This is a genomic window from Solibacillus sp. FSL W7-1436, from assembly GCF_038007305.1.
Lineage (GTDB): Bacteria > Bacillota > Bacilli > Bacillales_A > Planococcaceae > Solibacillus.
Window position 1 is genome coordinate 17,234 of the sequence record NZ_JBBOWV010000004.1, and the last position, 18,426, is coordinate 35,659.

An 18,426-nucleotide genomic window follows, 5' to 3' on the forward strand; every position below is an offset into this window, starting at 1 on the left:
CCTCCTTTATTGTATTAAACGCCTGGTGTTAAGATAGAGAATGCTTTTTCGTGTGTAACTGTACCATCCACAACTGTGTAAGCAGAAAATCCAGTTTTACGAGCTTTAATGTCACGATCCGATTCAACACGTACTGGCTGATTCGTATTCATTGTGTAGCCTTTTGCGTTACCGATGATATACGTACCTTCTGGAATTGCGCTATCCGCTTCAACCACTAATCCGAACGCACGACCTACGCCGCTTGCTGTTACGTCTGGGATGAAGTATGGACGGTCGCTACCATCTAACATGTTGGCTAAACCATTCCAAATTGTTGATGCAGAAGCATAAATTTTCGCACTTGCAGCATGACGAGAACCAAGTTTTGCAATTGCAGCTGTCACATTTGCATATGATAATGCGCCTGTTGTGTAAGAAGTGTGTTGTGAAGTAACGTCAGCCATTGCCGTTAATACGCCTTCCATTTCACGAACGCCACCGTCACCATTGATTACTTGACGGCCTAATTCAACACCTAAGCGGTCAACGATTTCGTCTTTAAGGTATGCAAGGAATGCCGGAACAGCCATTGCTTCAAGTTTGAATGAAACTTCAATGTACTTAGCAACTTCCTTACCGCCTAATTGAATTTCAACGAATGTGTTTTTCTCTACTTCTAGTTCTTCCGATTCGATGTAACCTTTCGCATCACCGGCAGTGATCGCAGTATGTTTCGGAATAGATACTAAACCTTGAATATTTAATTTACGAACATCGCGTAAAAACGGATTTTGAGATTCCATTTCGTTGATGATGTCGCCTAATACCGTTTGTGGAATGAAGATTCCAGAGTTTGATGTATCATGGTTGTTTAATTCAAGTAACACGTTGTTTTCTTCTTGTGTTAATTCTTGTCCCATGATCGTTTTAGCAAAAGCATTTTCGTATAGTTTTTCGCTAGTCATTGCGTTAACAGGTTTTAAGTTCGCCAATTCGTTCACCTCATTTGGTTTTTCTGATAGGTTTGATAAATCTGCAATTTTAGCATTATCTTGTAACGCTTGTAAGTTTGCCTGTGCTAATTTAGCAGCTTCAATTTTGTTATCCAGCTCTTTTACTTCTGCTTCAATAGCGTTAAACTCTTCAAGTTTACCCTCTGCCACCAAAGTTTCAGCTTGGTTCATTAATTCAGTACGTTTGTTTAATAATTCTTTAATTTTATCCATTGTGAATACCTCCAAGTTTAAGTAATTTAAGTCGTGCTTGTAACTGATCCTTGCCTTCCGCAGTTGTTGCAGAAGAAGGCTTATCCTGGTCCATCATTTCGAGGATTTTATTAATAACGTCCTCGTTTAACATGACCGAACCACCATTTGCAACCAATGTATTTTCCGGTTTTGCATCTTCAAACATTACTTCATCAGCAAAACCATTCTCTACGGCTGATTGTGCATTGAACCATGTTTCAGCATCCATTAAAGACTTCAATTCATCATCAGTTTTATTTGTTCGCTGTTTATAAGCGTTCGCAATTGACTGATTAGCGGATTTTAAAACCTCTGCTGTATGCTCAAACGTTCGATAGTCGCCACCCACTGCCGTTGATACGTTGTGAATCATCATTTGTGCGGTAGGTGAGATTAATACTTTATCGCCGGCCATTGCGATTACAGATGCAGCACTTGCCGCAATCCCCACAATTTTTACAGTGACGTTGCCGCTGTATTCCTTTAATGCTGTGAAGATTTCACTGCCCGCGAATACGTCACCACCGCCGGAATTGATCGAAATTTCAACGTCTTTCCCATCAATGGGTAATGCACCGATAACTTTTGACGGGCTTGTTGCTTCTAATCCGATCCAATCATAGATGCGTTGCAAGTTGTCACTAATAATCGTGCCGTTTACTTTGATTTTTTTAGTCATTATTTTGTCTCACCTCCTTCGATGGCAGCCGTGTCCAATCGTCTAACGAATGTATCGCCATCCGGTGCCGGTGCGTAGCTTAGAATCTCACGTACTTCGTTTGGTGACATAATGCCACGGTCAACGAATTGAACAAGTTGCAATTTAGTCGCCATACTCGCAAATGAAAGGTTGTTAGATTCAAATACAATTTTGTTTCCGAATGCTCTTTCTTTACGCGAGAACAATTTTCGACTAAATAGAGTGGATAATTGCACAATATCCGGCTCAATTGCGGATTCGTAATAGGCAATCCAGTCATCTTCCGAGTAAGTAGAAGTAATGATTTTTTCATTCGTATTGAAATAGGCATATACACGTTTTGTAGTAACATCCATTTGCTTTTCATTCGGCACATAGTCTTTTGGATCAACCTGTGTGGCTTCCATTTTCGAATCGGTTGCAGCAGCGCCCACAGATTCAGATTCACTCGATAAGAAGTCATTCACGAATTGCGTTGTTTGTTTCTTAATATCTTCTGGTCTTAATGTCTGATTGAATTTCAGTAACCACCGGATAATATTTGAGTTTTTAATGGCTTTTACAATACCTTGATCGGTTGTGTTCACAATTTCCATTAAAGGTGTGAGTGCTTCATGGTTACTGTCGCCAAATAGCTCATTGTCATTGTAATCTTTGCCGAGATGGATAACATCGGTATGTTTGAATGTTACGGTGTTCCCATTACGCAGCATAAAACGGTAATATAAAAAGCCCTCACGATTCGTCAGGACTTCAACATTGGTTGTATTAATCGGATAGAGCGCAACCGGATAGTCATATTCATTCCGTTCAATAAAGATGAATGCGTTGTTGTTTAATTCAAGCTGTGTAATGGTACGTTCTAATAATTGTTGCATCGTCATATGTGGATTTGGTTCTTCCAGTAAAAAGCGCATATACGCTTCTGGATTCACTTTCAATCCATTCACATCACGCCGAATATGCTTCGCAACCGTTTTACCAATTGCACGTACTTTCGGACGAATGGCACTTCTTACAATGTCGCTTCTGTAAATGTTTCCATTCCACGCATAAAAGCCGCTCCCTCTGTCCTCAATCATTTTGTATGACTGTGTAGTGGTAACGGCTTGGTTTTTAGTTCTGCTGAAAATTCCCATGTTTTTATTCTCACCACCTTTTTATATGATGTTTAGGTATTCAACCTGTTTGTCATTCAATACGACATACGCATCAAGCATGGCTGCCAACCCGTCAATACGTTTTCGCTGATTTGAACCTTTAACCGGCTGAATTGTATTGTTTCGCTCATCCATGTGGATAGATGTATTCATTAAGCACCATTTCGTGATTGGGTTATTGTCATATACAACCATATCGCGTTCTAATTCGGCTTTTAACAGCTTCATAGGGCTTGATAATGTTTGTTTACCTTGTGCAATTGGTATCATTACATCTTTACCGAATGTATCTGACATTTCCTCAACCCAATAAGTAGCTGACCATCTATCATAACCAACCCACGGAATATAAATATCGTGGTCTTGCATCAATTCTACAAACCACTCTGTCACATATTTATGATGTACTTTGTTTCCTGGCGTTGTTCGTAGCAATCCTTTGTCTCGCCATAAATCGTATGGAATCTTATCTTCAACGGATCGTTTTTCCAGTAAATCTTCCGGCAGCCAATACATATGTTTGACATAAATTTTCGCATCGCCTGGCAACATGAACATAATACAAGCTGCTGTTAAATCGACTGTTTCCGATAAATCCGCGCCGCCGATTGCGTAACGTGGTTTAAGCTGTGATAAGTCGAATGTTTCGGTATTGTTAGCTTCTTCAAATGTCAGCCATGCTTCTGTGGAAGTCTCGCGCACGTTGAAGTCTTTTGTAAGCAAGTTCTTAACCAACATCGAATTAGCTTTTGCCTTGTTCACCTTTGTTTCTAATTGATCCAACTTTTTAATTGTTCCAAGCCCCGGATTTGCTTTTATCCAGTTTGTCGGAACCATCCATTCATTACGATTGTCTAATTCATAAATAATAGGAAGAAATCTATCATCTTTGTAACCGTCTGGATCATCTAAACCATTCAGCAACATTTCAGCTTCTTCATACTTCATATCATAAACAGCTTCGCGAATTGTACCGGCTGTTGTAATCATAAAAATCATGGCTTGTTCGCGTGAGCTTGTACCATCCACAATAACATCGTATAAATTCTTATCTTTCCAAGCGTGAATTTCGTCCATCATTGCACCATGCACGTTCAACCCGTCAAGCGTTTCAGAATCGCTCCCAAGCGGTTTAAATGTGCTGTCGTTGAAGTCGGCACGCAACTCGCTTACAAGTGGTTTAATACGCTTTCTAAGTGCCGGAGATTTCGTTACCATTCGCTTGGCATCCGTCCACACTAATTTAGCCTGGTCCTTTTTCGTAGCAACTGCGTAAATTTCCGCGCCTGGTTCACCGTCTGCAACTTGCAGATACAACCCAATGCCTGATGCAATAGTTGATTTGCCGTTTTTACGTGCGACAACTAGCAAGATTTCTCGGTATTTACGTGTGCCATCTATTTTATGAACGAAGCCGAACGAAGCAGCGATAAACGCTTTTTGCCACAATTCCAATTCGATGTTTTTACCGCCGAATGTACCTTTACTATGCTTGCAGAAGTTTTCAATGAACTCAATAGCATGATTGGCTCGTTTGGCGTTGTATTCATATTCACTATCAACATTGGACATTTCATCTACTAAGTATTTGTAAATTCTCGTTACTTTTTGAGATGTGACAATAACGCCACTATCAATTTTTGAGTAATATTCGATAATTGGATTATAATTTAATGGATATTTAATCACGTTCTATCACAAAGCTTTCAAAGCCATCATCGTTTTCTGATTTAGGCAGTTCTTTCGGTAAAGCATCCAGTAAAATTTTAACTTGTGATTGATAACTTTTTTCTAATGTGGAGTAAGCTTGGAAAACAGAAGAAACTTTTCGCCCGGATTGGTTTGCACCGTTCTGATATTCTTCAATTACGCCTTCATCCTGGAGAACTATATGTAATTCTTCCAGTTGTACCGCTTTGAAGGCTGCATCTTCCACAGTATTCTTAACAATCTTCTTTTTGCTCGGTGTTAATTCTGCTAAAGCTCGCCATAATTCTTCTTCCTTTTGCTTTCTTCGCTCATCTATTGTTAAATCATTATTAATCGCCATAAAATCACCTTCCTTTTAACTACACCCCTCACGCGAAATGACCTGTGTATTTTTTGAAGCTGCCTCTCCGGTCCATTTTTACTCAAAAAAATTGCTTTTGAAGGGGGGCTTTGGTACTAGCTCCCCGAACTGATTAAATGTAAATCCTTCTCTGATTGCTGAATACTTTCGGAATGTTTTGGTGTTGTGACATTCGAGACACAGATATTGTAGGTTGGAATGATTCAGTGTGATTTCTGGATCGTTGATGTTGACGGAATTAATTTCTTGTTTATGGTCAACGATATACCCCATTGCATCATGACAATGTTCACACAATCCGCCAGGGACAGTAGCAATGTAAGAAGCTCGACACTTGCGCCATGCTGTTGATTTGTAGAATCGTTTTGCTTCGAGTGTATGCTCTTTCATTTACGCTTCACCTTCCCATTCACACGCTTATGAATCTGCCTGTTACATCCCATTAATTCTTTCAGCTCACGTTCAGATAACTTCTCTTTAACCTTCGGACGATGAACAGCATTCAATTTATCTCGCGTATCATCGTCAAGTAAATCATAAATAGTCAATGTTGCTCACCGCCTTTCAAGCACAATAAAAAGCCGTACCGCAATTGGCACGACTTAATGTGTTATGTAATTCCCTGCTGTTTCCGCAACAGGGAAGTGTGTAATTATATATTCGTGAAAAGAACCATTTGTACATACTTGTACTCTCTCATGATATATCATTATTTCAATACTTAACATTGGTTTAATATAAGGTAAAGTTATATTAAGGAATCAATGTACTTACTACATAATTTATTCGGATTGTTTAGTAGCTATCTCGCCATCTAAAAGATGCTACAGAAATTTGTAATTGACTTTCCCACACTGGACACTCGATTTTCCGTAGCGTAAATCCAGCCGTCCCCTCATCGTAGTAATTTTCGATAGCTTTAATAACCTTCTTCACTACTTTTTCGTGCGTTTCAACTTCATAGGCATCAAGAGTTTTAAAGTAATACACTAATCCGCTATACCCTTCTAATAATTGAGCTGGCACTTCACCAAAATAGACCTCAACACCTTCTATAACTTCTTTTTGTTCGTTTTGAATTTTCATTTTCATTTCTCCTTTACTGTACAATTTGGTTCAATTGCGTACTAACTTTAAATCACATAACGCTCCGCAAACGATACCATGCGTTTGATTTGTGAATGTTTGTTGTAAATGTATTGCGCACTGTAATTTAAGTCCTCGGCAATCTTTTCAAGCGTCATGCCTTCAATGTATTTCTTATAGATAATTTGGTTTTCAAGTCCACCGAATGATGAGATAAGATTCTTCATGTCTTGCAGATCATTTACTTTGTGAGCTAATTCATATTCGATAGCAGCAATCCGTTCTTCAAGTTTGGCACCATCTGATTCAGCGGTTAATTTATATTTAGCTAAATCGCCATTAACCCATCGTTCTAATTCATTTCGAGAGCGTTCAAGATTCATTTCTAAATAGGCAATGCCTTGTTCAAGTTCCTGGTAATCTTTTAACCATTGAAATTTACTCATGATGTTCTGCCCTCCACAATCTATTAATATATGCCTGTGACCTCACACAGTCAATTCTAAGACGTTATAACTCAACTTTGGTGTATTTGGTAGGTAATGAATTAAAACGCCTAGAATCACGCTTAAATGAGGTTAAATAATATTAATAGTATTTCGCTTTCATTTTTTTAGTCAAACATCTAATTTCTGTGATATTCTCCTTTTTCCAAGCTTCAAAGCCGTACCTACTAACATTACGTTTTTCGTAAAATTCACCATCTGATATTTTCTCAAGCTTGGCCTTCACATAATCTTCAAGTTCGATTGATACGGAAAATTTATTGACGTATGTCCCAAACTGTTTTTCCAGTGGTGTAATTTTTCCGCTAGTCGTGATAGCTTTCCGTGGTTTCGTTAGTTTAAGAAGCTGCTCACCTAATGGACGTAATTTAATACAATGCTCACATGTTTGTTTAAGATGCGTATTGTGGCAATGGCAATGTTTCAGAATGCGATCAACCTGTTTCAGAATAGCTAAACGTTTTTTCATTCGTTCGTTATCAGTCACGATGTCCACCCCTCACTTAATTTTCTTTTTGCCGTTATTTCGGAAACGTGGCTTTTTATGGTCCAGTAATGCTTTGTACTTTTTATTTAGCGATCCGTATGATTTCTTCAATGCACGGATCGTTTCGTTGCGGTTAATCAACTGACGTTTGAGCATATAGTTTTCAGCTTCGATTTTCTTGTAATGCTCCCAGGCTTCCTGTTCTTGCACGGTCTGTTCATCAAAGTCACGCATGCAATCACTCCCATTAGTTTAATAATCACGATTCTGCCTAGCGTAATTCTCCGCATGTTTCTTGTCATACTCCGCTTCAATAAATCCTGTCCCGAACCCTAAGCGTTGATATAAGCCGATGAAAGTTGATATTGCGTATTTCCAGTTATGCAGCTTGTATTCGATGCGATCAAACAGTGCGATATTCGATACCAGGTTAAACAGCGTAATATATTGATAATCCACATCACCCATTTGAGCAGCTCGTTCAATATGAGCGTTTGTGCTGTCGTCCAGTTCAACGTTTAACAGGTTGCCGATGGATAGAAGGAAATGTAATACGTCTACAAGTTCTTCTGCTACTTTTGCACGTTCAACTTGTTTCGTGAATTTCCAATACTTGAATGATTGGTATTCGTTCGCTTGTTCACCGATTTCGACCAGGCAAGCCAACACACGTTTATTGAGTAAGTCTTGATTTTCCAAGCCGTGTTTTTTAATGATGTAGCTGTCTAACTCGTTTTGCTTGTTTAATAATGTTTGTAAGTTCATATAATTTCTTTCCACCCATCTTTAGTTAGTAGTTCCACGATAGGCGAGAAGTAAGGTACAACAACCTCAACTTCTGCCACATCATCAATTAATGCGAATCGTCTCATTGGCAATCTATCCGTTAATGGCACTCGCTTCCGTTTCCGCTTCTTCTTAGGTGTGTAAAATGGTATGCCGTTTTTGTTTACTGACATTTATTCACCTCGTTAGATTATTTATCTTCCAACTCTACACCCAGCGCGAATATTGCCCGACACGCTGCATGTGCTAAATGTTTGTCCGATTCATCACCGGCAAGATGTGCGTATACGTGAACAAGTAAGTGGTTTAAATGATCCTGTGTGCTAATCAGTTTCCAGTTATCATCCCCGTACTTTTCCGCACCCTCTTTCAACACGCTCGCAATTTCCAAAATTGATTTCGGGTCAACTAAATCCATACGGTATGGTGATTTCGATTGACCGCCGCCTTTTTCGTTGTAGACGACTGGCTGGTCTGGGCTGACACCTGGTACTGTAGGTTTATTAACTTCCTCTAAAACTCTTGCAATCTTTTTGTGCACTAAAACAGGCTTATCTCTGTCTGAAACTTTAACACTGTATTCATAGTCGCCACTAAATTCAGCTTCGTATATTTCCCCCTGTCTTAATGTTGAATTTCCGCTAGGTATTGTATAGCTATAGTCGTGTACCATTAATATTTTCATCTAAAACGCTCCCTGTTTGAGTAGATTTCTCGCTTCATAATAAAAGCGGTAGTATATCCAGTTACCGGCTTCCTTCTTTTGCACCGGCACAATGTTAAAGTTATATTTCGCTTCGAATGATTTCAGCCGAGCGAGTAATGCTTTCGGGTCATACTGGCTCCGATAATCGCCATGTATGAGCTTTGTGTAAAAATCTAGCTGCTCGACCATTAATACGAAATTACCTTGCTGTGATCTGATTAACTCATTTTCGAAAGCTTGTTGAGTTGTTTTTTGCAAATTACCGCAAAGCTCGTCCACATTGGCTTTCCTCTCGACAACGCTGTTCAAATAAATGTTACGAGTAATGCCTAATTCGTCATTTCTTGGAATTAGAGCTGAATAGTCGCCGAAATCCAGTTTTTGCGAAACTACCGGCACATTCTTTTTCTTAAGGTAATCAAGGATATGCTCATTCTTCTGCTCCCTCGTATCTGCGACAATCACCATTGTTTTTAAGATTTCGTTAATTTCCTTGTCGGTATAGTGAAATCGGTACAATTAATTCACCTCGCGTTCAATCATCTCGTTGTATAGTTGCAGCAATTTCTCCTGTGATTGGTTCTCGTAATATTCATCAGCATAGCGGCCATGAAATACTTGTAGGTAGGTGACCAACTCGTCCTTAGACAAGTCAGCCCCTTCATTGTTAATGTGCATAGCGTTCGCCTCCTAGAAAGGTAAATCCGATTCAGTAACTTCCATCGGTGCCGGTGCATTATTGTTAGCATATTGATTGTTTGAAGCACCCTCTTTTTTCTTCTGCGGGAAGTCGAAGCTGTTCACTACAATTTCAGTGAAATATTGTTTCGTGCCATCGTCTTTATTCCAGATGCGGATTTGTAAGCGGCCAGTGATTCCGAAGTGATCGCCTTTATTCACATATTGCGCCATGATTTCAGCCGTTTTCCCCAATGCTACGAAGTTAATAAAATCTGTTTCGTATTCGCCAGTTTGCTTGTTTTTAAAATCACGTCTTACTGCAATCGTGCCGTTTCCTACAAAACTACCACTCGGTGTAGCCTTTAACTCGATGTCCTTAACTGAATTGCCTGTTACTGTGATAATGTTCATTTATATTTCCTCCAATTGGTTGTTTATTATTTTTCATAAATCATCGCAGTTGCCGGAAATACTATTGTTTCCTCCCTCAACTCACGCAATGACAAATACTGATTTCGTTCTGGAAACCAGAAGCTTTTATTGATTTTGTCCGTAATGTCGATTACCTTTGGTGCAATCCTTTTCAATTCGTTCAGACAATGCCCCTTTGCATCCTGTTCGTTCTTAGCAAATACGAGGAAATGCTTTGTTTTGCTGATTGGTATGGTATAGAGCTTGATTGGTTGCAATCCTAATTCATTCTTTTCAATCAGTGCTGCTACTTCCTCATGATTTACTAAGTCCCAATTCACACCACTTGCCGTATGGTTCCTTTGCACAATGCCGTTTTTAATCATCCAGTACACCGAATAGGCGAGTTTGATTTCGTCATATTTTATTGCATCCATCAGCAGCTCGTTATAAGTCACGTAATATACCTGTGAATTTGTTGTACTCGACTTTAATTGTGCCAACTCCACCATTTCGGTTTTTAGCGATAATCAACTCCATTTCGCGATTGTTATCATCTTTCGAGTAATAAGCATCACGATAGATAAACATGATAATGTCGGCATCTTGTTCGACTGATCCCGAATCCCGAATATCGGACATCATTGGGCGTTTATCTTCTCGCCGTTCAACACCTCTGGATAGCTGCGACAAGGTAACGACTGGACAATTAAACTCTTTCGCTAATTCTTTCAAGCTTCTGGAAATATCCGAAACCGCTAGATTCATATTGCCGTTGTAATCGTTCACCGGCTTGATAAGTGTTAGGTAATCAATGAACACGACAATTTGCATATCTGGATTTTCGTTTTTAATCTTTCGTACTTTCATGCGGATTTCTGGAACCGTCTGACCGCTTTTATCGAAAATGTGCATGTTCGTTTTAGAAACTCGACCTAATGTGTCCATCCACGTTTTCTTTTGCTCGTCTGTAAGGTTGTTATACGGGTCTTTCATCTTCGAGCGGTTATATGGTCCGATGCTTGCTATTAATCTATCTCGTAGGCTTTGAGCGTTCATTTCCAACGAGAATATGATCGGTAGGCAATTATCCCACCCGGCACTTTTGGCGAGGTGTAGCATTACGTCCGTCTTACCCATACTCGGCCTAGCACCGATGATGATTAACTCGCCGTTAGGCAATCCGTTTAATGCTGCTTGTAAGTCCCGTAGCCCCGTATTCACTCCACGTGGTTTAACCTTCTCATTCCACGGATCTTCTGACACCTCGACAACCAAGTCTTTAATGCTGTTATGGTCATTTACTTTATTAGTCGCCAGGTTATTCAGTTCCATCGTGATTTTGTTCAAGTCCCAATCTTCACGAGCAGCGATTTCGAGAATGTTCATTTTCTCCCGTTGTCGCCATTTATCCACCAACATTTCTACATAGCTATCAAACTTGCTCTCATTCGCCATATTTTGCATCTGTGAGAGCTTATCTGCCCCTCCATAGCTCAAAGGTTCACCATGAGTTAAAAGCGTAATTAGGTCTATTCCAAGCCCTTTAGAAGCGAGGTCTTTCATAGCCATCAAAATGTTGCGGTTTTCTGCTGATTGGAAGTATTCAACTTTCAACTCCGAATCTGATAGCAAGTATGGGAATTTCAATATCGTTCCTAACACTGCGTTTTCATTAAGCACTAATCTTCACCTCGGTTTATATCAAACTCGAAACTTTTATACGTTCCGGTTATGCTTGTTGCTGCTACCTGTGAACCTGTTTCATATTCATCATTGAAATGTTCACCGTTTAAAAATGTGAGTGGATTCTTTTGATACTGTTTAGCAACATTGTTTCGTTGCATATATTGCAGATAGTTTTTCGTGCCTTTTTCGATTTGCTCATAACCGTACTTCTTAACCAGCTTTGCAAATTTCGTTTCACACTTTGCTTTGCCTGTTTTTTTGTCATACAGATTCCACCAAGAAAGAAACAAATCAGCGTGCTGATTGGACATATCTTTATTATTATCTTTATTAACATTCTTATTATTGTTCGATAGCTGTTCGATAGCTGTTCGATAGCTGTTCGACTTACCATTTTCGAAACGCTCAAAACCTTGATACAGCGCATAGTTGACGACTGTGAACAGTGTTCCGCTTTCTGTTGATTTAACTTTGATTTGACCATCATTTACCAATGATTTGATCTTGTTTTGGATAGTGGTTAATGGGTACGTTTTTACCGCATTTCCACGCCCTTCTTTGTAAGATAAATCGTCTTGCAAGTTACGCAGCGACCTTAAATACTGACCACGTTCTAACTTGATTCCGGCAATCGTCACACCTTCTTCTGCAAACACCGCTTGTCCTACGATGTAGAAGAAAATCCGAAACTTAACCACATCTTCCCAGATCGCATGATTGAAAATTTCCCTGTCGATTTGAAATACACCACCCATTTACCTCACTCCAGTGTTGCCAGATACTCGATGATTTTGCTTGCTTCTGGTTGTGTTAGTTCATTTGTCCGCTTATCAATTTTGAAATGAGCTGCAGCACTCTTATAAACTTGTGCCTGGTCGATTCCTTGTGCTTTTGCAATGTTGCCTGTCTTAGTTAGGATTGATTGCTTTTGCGTCTCTGTAATGCTGTTAGAGACCGTTTTAGGACCTTGTTGCGCCGCCGCTGGTTTCTGTTGCGACTGTTTCGCTCGTCCGCTTGTATCTTTTGCATCTGGATCGTCTGCATCTGTTGGCAGATTGAAAAACTTTATAATGAAGTAACGTTCGCTATAGGTTAATCCCGAACCGAAAGCCTTCGAAATATCATCTTGCTGACCTGTGTAATAAAACGGCACTTTAATGAAGTCGTCCGGTTTTTCAGCATTAACCCACGTATAAGCCATGTGACCATGCACAATGAAATCGAGCTTATCCTTGTTGTATTTGTCCTTATATTCGTGTTCATGGAACGTTTGAGTATTAACTTCTGGTGTTAATAAAACGCCCAATTCGTTCATTTTCTCTTGAATCTTTGCTAAAACTTGCGTACCAGATACATAACTGTAGTTGTAGCTTTTTTTGTCCTTAGTGAAGCCGCCAATGCTTTTGCGAATCTCGACTAATTTTTCGTGTAAGTTCACGCTCACACCCCCTCAAAATATTCCGGGAAGTTCAGCTTACTCAAATCCCCTTCAACGCTGTATCTGTGCTTGTCGTAGGCTAATGCTGCAGCATGTTCAGTGTTATATGAAGCGCCATAAAACGCCTTCTTACTTAATTGCTTATTCACAAATTTATACGTCCAGTAGTTGCCTTTTTTGTACACGCAATAATACTGGCTACTTGCATCCTTTTTGAATTTCGATGGTTTGCTAATAACCTGCTTCGGTGAATCTACGATAATATCAAGCGTGCAATGTAACAGGGAATCGCTATAAAGAAATACTTTCTGACCGCCTAACGCTTCGTTAATTCTGCGAACTGTTTCTTCTGTGATATAACGGCCGATGCTTATTGAAACTACATTTGTCATTGTTTTTCCTCCTATCGAATCCGAATCGATTCACCTTGTTGGATTTCTACACCGTTTATTTCAGCACCATTCTTTAACTCTGCTAAAATGGCTTTTTTATCTATCGTTTTGACTTCCTCCACTTTGATATAATCCTGTGGAATTAATGTGTCGTCATGGACCAATAAAGACGGTGGATTTTTCTGTACGTTGAAACTGAATTTTTCGCTCTTCACTTTCGTTTGTCCTGTTTCGATCATCGCCGTTTGCATATTCTCTTTCATGCGCTTTACAGACGATTCCATAGCCTTTTTACGCTCGTTCAATCGGTCAACCTCGGCTTTGATTCCGTTAATATCCGATTCGATATTCTTAATGACTGCTGCATAGTTTTCTAGTTTTTCAGCAAGCTCACCATCGATTGCATTTAATGCTTCAATGAATGCTTCTTCTGGTGTCCCATCCTCGATTAGCTGCTGGATGAATTTATATTTATCTAAAATTTCATAGATGTTTGCCATCATAAAACCTCCCGAATTGTGATATACTGTTACAGAAAATTGTTTTTCTATACGCTCGTTTAGAAGTTGCAGCTTCTAGCGAGTTTTTAATTGATGCGTACCATCTTCAATCAGATAACGAATGACATTATCCTTGTGGATGGCTTCATCAAAGTTATTGAGGATGTATTCCTCACCTGGTACGATTTCGGTACCGTAAATGTCCAGTGTTAATACTTCGCAATCACATTCAAAACGGCTGCATTCGTTGCACGCTTGCATCATCTTCACCACCCGACAAGTCCACATCTTCATACATAAATTCTGTGATAATTTCCTGTGCATCCATTAAGCCTTTTTGTCTACTTTGAACAAGCTCATACTTGCGTTTTGTCGTATCGTCACTAAATGGATACTTTAGACACGCTTCTGTATGTTGTAATGACAATTCGACCAGTTCTTTAGATTTTTCGATAAGCAACTTTTCAATTTCCGAATTGATTTTCTCGACAACTTCCAACTTACTTTCATCAAACAGACACTTACTAAAATCAATCTGCAACGGCTTTTCAACGTAATACTGCGTATCTTCTGCGATGTCGTTATACATTTTGTGTACGCCGCCATCTTCCACAACTGTGATAGTTTCAAGTCGCCCTTTACGGTAATGCATCGCATAAATTTCTTTAACTTCTCCGTCTACTACTAATACTGGCTTCATACTTTTCCTCCTAATTCTTTAACCTCTACTTCTATCTGCCGTAGGGTAGCCCAACGATTGATAATCACCCTTGCTTCGCTTTCGCTGAATCCCTCTTTGACTAAACGCTTGATCGCTTTACGTGTGGATTTCTTTTCGAATCCTTTTTTCTTCGCCATTAGTTGACCTCCTCATTAAACTCGTTGTATTTCGCTCTAATTCCTTTCAAAATGCGCGATATTTTCATTTGATAGGTATTCAACGCTTCTGCTATTTCCGGTTGCGTTAAGTCGTTTAGGAGCAAATGAAGTACCGTCTGTTCTAAATCGGTCAATGTTTCGATAAATTCGTTCAGATGTATTGAATACTCCCAATTGTCGTTTTTATCGGGTAACACATCCGCTAACGTATTCACTTCTTCATCACCGCTGCCAGGCATTGTATATTGAAATGAAGCGATATGAGAATTAAAATCAAGATAGTCCAATACTTCATCAACTTCTTTCACACTTAATCCTGTGAGTTTTGCCAACTCTTCTGGATCCTTCGTATCACCAATGAACCGCCTAACCTTTACAGCCTTTTCGAGAATCAACCGTGACGTCTTTAACTGCGGTCTTTTTTCAAAATAGTTACGTATGATTTCTTGCTTCACGTAAAACTTGGCGTAAGTTGTAAAGAGCACCCCTTTATTTACATCGAATCTTTCAGCTGCTCTGAAAAACCCAATCATTGCATGCTGTTTAATATCCTCGTATTCTCTCAAGTTCTTGTATCTGCGGATTAAATACGGCAAAAACTCTAGGTGCTGCTCAAACAATTCTTCTGGCGTTAAATCCTCCACATCAACTCACCCCTACCATGATTACTACGAATGCTGCCCATGCTACCGATAAGATGAACAACCCACCAAACAACATATCTGTACGTGACATTTCAGCATCTTCCTCAAAGAAATAATTGTGCAATTTTCTTAGCATTAATTTTCCTCCCCTTTTTTAAATGGTTTGATATTGTACGGATCTGATAAATCGTTTCCGGCATTTCTGATAAGAAAATCATGTAACTCAATTGAAGAAACTTTAATTCTTCCTAATTTCAAACCTTGTAAAGCTCCGCTATTGATAAGGTCATAAACTTTGTTTCTATTACATTTCAGTAATTTGGAAACCTCAGTTACATCTAGCAACCTATCCATTCCATTCACCTACCTTGAATAATTTATAAATAATTCATGTTACATGAACTTTTTATTTAAAAAAATTTCTTCTATGGATTTTTTAAAATGACAGCTGATTGCCACCATTTCATTTAACTTGAATTGTGAGATTCCCTTTTCCTTATTGCTATAAGTTCGAGCATCCACTCCAATCATTTTCCCCATGTCTTCTAAAGTAAGTTCATGGTACTTTCTCAATCTTCTTAGTTCATTGCAATCTACCAATTGTTTCACCTCTTTCTAATATTTTCTATCAACTTCTGATTTCATCATATATGAATTAATTTTAATAGTCAACAAATAATTTCATGTTTCATGAATATTTTTTCAAGTTACGTGAATAATATAGGTTGTATATGTTAAAATACACGATGTAGCACTGGGAGGTGAATGATATGGATGTTGTTAATTCAAGTGAGAAATTAGATAAAAAACAATTAAATGAGTACGTAGGAAAAAGGATTAAAGAAGAACGGCAAAAGAGAAAAATAAAGCAAAATGAATTGGCTAAAAAGATAGGAATCCAAAACAGTACATTATCTCAATACGAAAACGGTAAAAGTGAACCTAATCAAGAGATGTTATTTAAAATTGCGGAGGCTCTGGGGATTAACGTGTCAGATTTGATACCGGTAAATTACCGAATAGAGGATAACGATTTAGAAAAAGCTTTAAAAATGGCAAGAGGTTTTGAATTAGAGGATATTTCTTTACTTAAAGACTTAATGGAAAAGGCCCTTTCACTAAAAGGAGTAGAAAGGGAAAAGTTTTTTGATAACATAAAATTTGCTATTGAATATTACGACAGGAACGACAAGGTTTAATTTGAGAACAATAATCTCTACGACAAATATTTTTTATAATTTCTGATTTTTTATCGTGCTTTTTTATTACTTCGATGAAATTTACTAGTAATTGCAATTGTTCTTCATTCATAATATCGCCGCCTTCATAATTTTATAAACGGGGTGTCTGTGTGACTTTAACAGTTCATCGATGCCTACTCAAAGACTTGTTGCGCAAAGCTGACATGACACAGGTTGATCTAGCTGGCGAGCTTGGTGTAAAGCCCCAGCAAATACAACACTATGTTAAGGATAATCGTGTAATGTCATTGACTGTAGCAAAAAACATATCTGTCATATTAGGTTGCCAAATAGAAGACTTGTATGAATGGACTGAAAACGAGTAGGCATTAAAGAGTAGATTTTTCTGTCTACTCTCGACGACACTGATAAGTCAACTGACTTATAATTGATAATACTCTATTTTTGATGCGAGGTGCACAATTTCACTAATTTTACCTCAAATTTTATTAAAAGTATTTTATTTACAGGTGAAAATTGCTTATTACTTGAATTTATATTAACATAATAGGAACAGATGTTCTACTTTTTTGAACAAATATTTACAGAAAGGAAGTAATTGGCATGAAAGGTGGCGTTCGTAAACGTGGCAACACTTGGTATTATTACTTCGATATGGGCATTGTGGAGGGCAAAAGAAAGAAAGTCGAACGTACTGCTGAAGGGGCTCAAACGAAAGCAGAAGCAGAAGCGGTATTACGAAGAAAGATTCTGGAATATGAAAATGCAGGGACCGTTTTTAAGTCCTCTGAGATGACCTTACACGACTTTTTAGCATTTTGGCAAAAAGAGTACGTGGAATTAAAATTAAAGCCAAACACACAGGATAACTATCGATTAACGATTAATAACCATATACTTCCCCACTTAGGTAATTACAAATTAAAATCATTAACACCTCATGTCCTGCAGCAATTTATGAATTTAAAAGTACGTGAAGGATTAGCGAGGCAAACATTAAGCATCATACGAGGAATTTTAAGTAAATCATTAAACCAAGCTGTATATCCTTATAAATACATTAATGAAAATCCTATGAGCTACGTTGAGTTGATGAAAAATAAAGAACGGAAACCAACGAAAGATGATTTAAAAATTCAATCAAAAGAAAATTTGCGTTTTTTAAATGAAAGAGTTACTGAAAATCATCCTTTTTATCTCCCCTTCCACATTGGTTTGCATTGTGGGGTACGTGTAGGTGAATTGTGTGCTCTTGAATGGAAGCATGTAAATTTTGAGGAAATGACGATTGAAATTGAACAGCAGCTTACCAGGGAAAAAATTGAGGGCAAATACAAATGGGTAGTATCACCACCGAAATCTGTTTCGGGCTACCGTACTATCCCAGTAGGTAGTTCTCTGATGAATATTTTAAAGAAAGAGAAAATCAAACAAAAAGAAAATAAATTAAAATACGGTAAATCGTATCTACAAGATCCAGAACATGATTTTGTATGTAAAAAAGAAAACGGTAAACATTACACACCTAATGTAATTAAGTATCAAACAAGGGAATTGATTCGAGGCAAACTTGGAATCGATTTTAATTACCATTCACTACGTCATACACATGCGACTATGCTAATCGAAAACGGTACTCCCATTAAAACCGTACAAAAAAGATTAGGACATAGCAGATCAGCTGTAACTGAAGACCGCTATGTCCATTTAACTCAAAAGATGGCAAGGGATGCTGCCGATATATTTGATTCCATCGCTCGTGACTTATAAACACTAACGTATTTTTAAAGCGGTGGCATATCGGTGGCAAATGCCACCTTTTTTTATTTCTTAAATTAAAGAAACCCTTATAAATACTG

33 protein-coding genes and 1 pseudogene are annotated in these 18,426 nt (G+C 38.4%); 3 read left to right on the top strand and 31 right to left on the bottom strand.

Annotation, left to right across the window (positions count from 1 at the left end):
• Positions 1-14: 14 nt before the first annotated feature.
• The 31 genes and pseudogenes from MKX73_RS19700 to MKX73_RS19850 form a co-directional block, all read right to left on the bottom strand.
• Positions 15-1,208: a phage major capsid protein gene (locus MKX73_RS19700; protein WP_340719066.1), complete on the bottom strand. Its 1,194-nt coding sequence runs from the start codon at positions 1,206-1,208 to the stop codon at positions 15-17.
• Positions 1,201-1,908, bottom strand: coding sequence for a head maturation protease, ClpP-related (locus MKX73_RS19705; protein WP_340719067.1), 708 nt, complete (start codon positions 1,906-1,908; stop codon positions 1,201-1,203). The genes MKX73_RS19700 and MKX73_RS19705 overlap by 8 nt, the downstream gene beginning before the upstream one ends.
• A complete protein-coding gene (locus MKX73_RS19710) occupies positions 1,908-3,068 on the bottom strand; it encodes a phage portal protein (RefSeq protein WP_340719068.1) in 1,161 nt (386 codons plus the stop codon). Before MKX73_RS19710 ends, MKX73_RS19705 begins: the two co-directional genes overlap by 1 nt.
• 21 nt (positions 3,069-3,089) lie before the next feature.
• Entirely contained in the window at positions 3,090-4,778 is a 1,689-nt protein-coding gene (locus MKX73_RS19715; protein WP_340719069.1) for a terminase large subunit, read from the bottom strand.
• Positions 4,771-5,139: a hypothetical protein gene (locus MKX73_RS19720; RefSeq protein WP_340719070.1), complete on the bottom strand. Its 369-nt coding sequence runs from the start codon at positions 5,137-5,139 to the stop codon at positions 4,771-4,773. Before MKX73_RS19720 ends, MKX73_RS19715 begins: the two co-directional genes overlap by 8 nt.
• Before the next feature lie 78 nt (positions 5,140-5,217).
• Positions 5,218-5,550 carry an HNH endonuclease gene (locus MKX73_RS19725; protein ID WP_340719071.1) on the bottom strand — a complete coding sequence of 111 codons (333 nt, stop codon included), beginning with the start codon at positions 5,548-5,550 and terminating at the stop codon, positions 5,218-5,220.
• Positions 5,547-5,708, bottom strand: a complete 162-nt coding sequence (locus MKX73_RS19730; RefSeq protein ID WP_340719072.1) for a hypothetical protein — start codon at positions 5,706-5,708, stop codon at positions 5,547-5,549. Before MKX73_RS19730 ends, MKX73_RS19725 begins: the two co-directional genes overlap by 4 nt.
• Positions 5,709-5,955: 247 nt before the next feature.
• The gene (locus tag MKX73_RS19735; protein WP_340719073.1) at positions 5,956-6,246 is read right to left on the bottom strand and encodes a hypothetical protein; all 291 of its coding nucleotides are present in this window, start codon (positions 6,244-6,246) and stop codon (positions 5,956-5,958) included.
• Between the two features lie 47 nt (positions 6,247-6,293).
• Positions 6,294-6,692 carry a hypothetical protein gene (locus tag MKX73_RS19740; RefSeq protein WP_340719074.1) on the bottom strand — a complete coding sequence of 133 codons (399 nt, stop codon included), beginning with the start codon at positions 6,690-6,692 and terminating at the stop codon, positions 6,294-6,296.
• Positions 6,693-6,834: 142 nt separating this feature from the next.
• Positions 6,835-7,239 carry a hypothetical protein gene (locus MKX73_RS19745; protein WP_340719075.1) on the bottom strand — a complete coding sequence of 135 codons (405 nt, stop codon included), beginning with the start codon at positions 7,237-7,239 and terminating at the stop codon, positions 6,835-6,837.
• Positions 7,240-7,251: 12 nt separating this feature from the next.
• The gene (locus tag MKX73_RS19750; RefSeq protein ID WP_340719076.1) at positions 7,252-7,473 is read right to left on the bottom strand and encodes a hypothetical protein; all 222 of its coding nucleotides are present in this window, start codon (positions 7,471-7,473) and stop codon (positions 7,252-7,254) included.
• A gap of 18 nt (positions 7,474-7,491) precedes the next feature.
• Positions 7,492-8,004, bottom strand: a complete 513-nt coding sequence (locus MKX73_RS19755) for a dUTP diphosphatase (protein WP_340719077.1) — start codon at positions 8,002-8,004, stop codon at positions 7,492-7,494.
• A complete protein-coding gene (locus MKX73_RS19760; RefSeq protein WP_340719078.1) occupies positions 8,001-8,198 on the bottom strand; it encodes a hypothetical protein in 198 nt (65 codons plus the stop codon). The genes MKX73_RS19755 and MKX73_RS19760 overlap by 4 nt, the downstream gene beginning before the upstream one ends.
• A gap of 17 nt (positions 8,199-8,215) precedes the next feature.
• Entirely contained in the window at positions 8,216-8,710 is a 495-nt protein-coding gene (locus MKX73_RS19765; protein ID WP_340719079.1) for a dATP/dGTP diphosphohydrolase domain-containing protein, read from the bottom strand.
• Positions 8,711-9,250, bottom strand: a complete 540-nt coding sequence (locus MKX73_RS19770) for an ERCC4 domain-containing protein (protein WP_340719080.1) — start codon at positions 9,248-9,250, stop codon at positions 8,711-8,713. It abuts the gene before it with no gap.
• Positions 9,251-9,409 carry a hypothetical protein gene (locus MKX73_RS19775; RefSeq protein WP_340719081.1) on the bottom strand — a complete coding sequence of 53 codons (159 nt, stop codon included), beginning with the start codon at positions 9,407-9,409 and terminating at the stop codon, positions 9,251-9,253.
• A 12-nt stretch (positions 9,410-9,421) separates the two neighbouring features.
• On the bottom strand, positions 9,422-9,823 hold the full coding sequence (locus MKX73_RS19780; protein ID WP_340719082.1) for a single-stranded DNA-binding protein: 402 nt from the start codon (positions 9,821-9,823) through the stop codon (positions 9,422-9,424).
• Positions 9,824-9,849: 26 nt separating this feature from the next.
• Positions 9,850-10,260 carry a hypothetical protein gene (locus MKX73_RS19785; RefSeq protein ID WP_340719083.1) on the bottom strand — a complete coding sequence of 137 codons (411 nt, stop codon included), beginning with the start codon at positions 10,258-10,260 and terminating at the stop codon, positions 9,850-9,852.
• 10 nt (positions 10,261-10,270) lie between these two features.
• On the bottom strand, positions 10,271-11,212 hold the full coding sequence (locus MKX73_RS19790; RefSeq protein WP_340719098.1) for a DnaB-like helicase C-terminal domain-containing protein: 942 nt from the start codon (positions 11,210-11,212) through the stop codon (positions 10,271-10,273).
• Between the two features lie 39 nt (positions 11,213-11,251).
• Positions 11,252-11,506 (bottom strand): annotated as a pseudogene (locus tag MKX73_RS19795) (DnaB-like helicase N-terminal domain-containing protein); the annotation flags it as partial.
• Entirely contained in the window at positions 11,506-12,267 is a 762-nt protein-coding gene (locus tag MKX73_RS19800) for a hypothetical protein (protein ID WP_340719084.1), read from the bottom strand. The pseudogene MKX73_RS19795 and the gene MKX73_RS19800, both read right to left, overlap by 1 nt.
• 5 nt (positions 12,268-12,272) lie before the next feature.
• A complete protein-coding gene (locus tag MKX73_RS19805; protein ID WP_340719085.1) occupies positions 12,273-12,950 on the bottom strand; it encodes an ERF family protein in 678 nt (225 codons plus the stop codon).
• Positions 12,951-12,952: 2 nt separating this feature from the next.
• Positions 12,953-13,342 (bottom strand): hypothetical protein, encoded by a 390-nt coding sequence (locus tag MKX73_RS19810; protein ID WP_340719086.1) that lies wholly within the window; start codon positions 13,340-13,342, stop codon positions 12,953-12,955.
• Between the two features lie 11 nt (positions 13,343-13,353).
• Complete coding sequence (locus MKX73_RS19815; RefSeq protein ID WP_340719087.1) at positions 13,354-13,845, bottom strand: siphovirus Gp157 family protein; 492 nt, start codon at positions 13,843-13,845, stop codon at positions 13,354-13,356.
• Between the two features lie 72 nt (positions 13,846-13,917).
• Positions 13,918-14,106, bottom strand: a complete 189-nt coding sequence (locus MKX73_RS19820; protein WP_340719088.1) for a YqaI family protein — start codon at positions 14,104-14,106, stop codon at positions 13,918-13,920.
• Positions 14,072-14,542 (bottom strand): hypothetical protein, encoded by a 471-nt coding sequence (locus tag MKX73_RS19825; protein WP_340719089.1) that lies wholly within the window; start codon positions 14,540-14,542, stop codon positions 14,072-14,074. The genes MKX73_RS19820 and MKX73_RS19825 overlap by 35 nt, the downstream gene beginning before the upstream one ends.
• Positions 14,539-14,700, bottom strand: coding sequence for a hypothetical protein (locus tag MKX73_RS19830; RefSeq protein ID WP_340719090.1), 162 nt, complete (start codon positions 14,698-14,700; stop codon positions 14,539-14,541). Before MKX73_RS19830 ends, MKX73_RS19825 begins: the two co-directional genes overlap by 4 nt.
• On the bottom strand, positions 14,700-15,365 hold the full coding sequence (locus tag MKX73_RS19835) for a sigma-70 family RNA polymerase sigma factor (RefSeq protein WP_340719091.1): 666 nt from the start codon (positions 15,363-15,365) through the stop codon (positions 14,700-14,702). The genes MKX73_RS19830 and MKX73_RS19835 overlap by 1 nt, the downstream gene beginning before the upstream one ends.
• Before the next feature lies 1 nt (position 15,366).
• On the bottom strand, positions 15,367-15,501 hold the full coding sequence (locus MKX73_RS19840) for a hypothetical protein (RefSeq protein ID WP_340719092.1): 135 nt from the start codon (positions 15,499-15,501) through the stop codon (positions 15,367-15,369).
• On the bottom strand, positions 15,501-15,719 hold the full coding sequence (locus MKX73_RS19845; protein WP_340719093.1) for a helix-turn-helix domain-containing protein: 219 nt from the start codon (positions 15,717-15,719) through the stop codon (positions 15,501-15,503). Before MKX73_RS19845 ends, MKX73_RS19840 begins: the two co-directional genes overlap by 1 nt.
• Before the next feature lie 39 nt (positions 15,720-15,758).
• Entirely contained in the window at positions 15,759-15,965 is a 207-nt protein-coding gene (locus MKX73_RS19850) for a helix-turn-helix transcriptional regulator (protein WP_340719094.1), read from the bottom strand.
• Between the two features lie 170 nt (positions 15,966-16,135).
• Here MKX73_RS19850 and MKX73_RS19855 point away from each other — a divergent pair, with 170 nt between their 5' ends.
• The 3 genes from MKX73_RS19855 (at position 16,136) to MKX73_RS19865 (ending at position 18,337) form a co-directional block, all read left to right on the top strand.
• Complete coding sequence (locus tag MKX73_RS19855; protein WP_340719095.1) at positions 16,136-16,564, top strand: helix-turn-helix domain-containing protein; 429 nt, start codon at positions 16,136-16,138, stop codon at positions 16,562-16,564.
• Positions 16,565-16,716: 152 nt separating this feature from the next.
• Positions 16,717-16,932 carry a helix-turn-helix transcriptional regulator gene (locus MKX73_RS19860; RefSeq protein ID WP_340719096.1) on the top strand — a complete coding sequence of 72 codons (216 nt, stop codon included), beginning with the start codon at positions 16,717-16,719 and terminating at the stop codon, positions 16,930-16,932.
• A 238-nt stretch (positions 16,933-17,170) separates the two neighbouring features.
• Complete coding sequence (locus MKX73_RS19865) at positions 17,171-18,337, top strand: tyrosine-type recombinase/integrase (protein ID WP_340719097.1); 1,167 nt, start codon at positions 17,171-17,173, stop codon at positions 18,335-18,337.
• Positions 18,338-18,426: the final 89 nt, after the last annotated feature.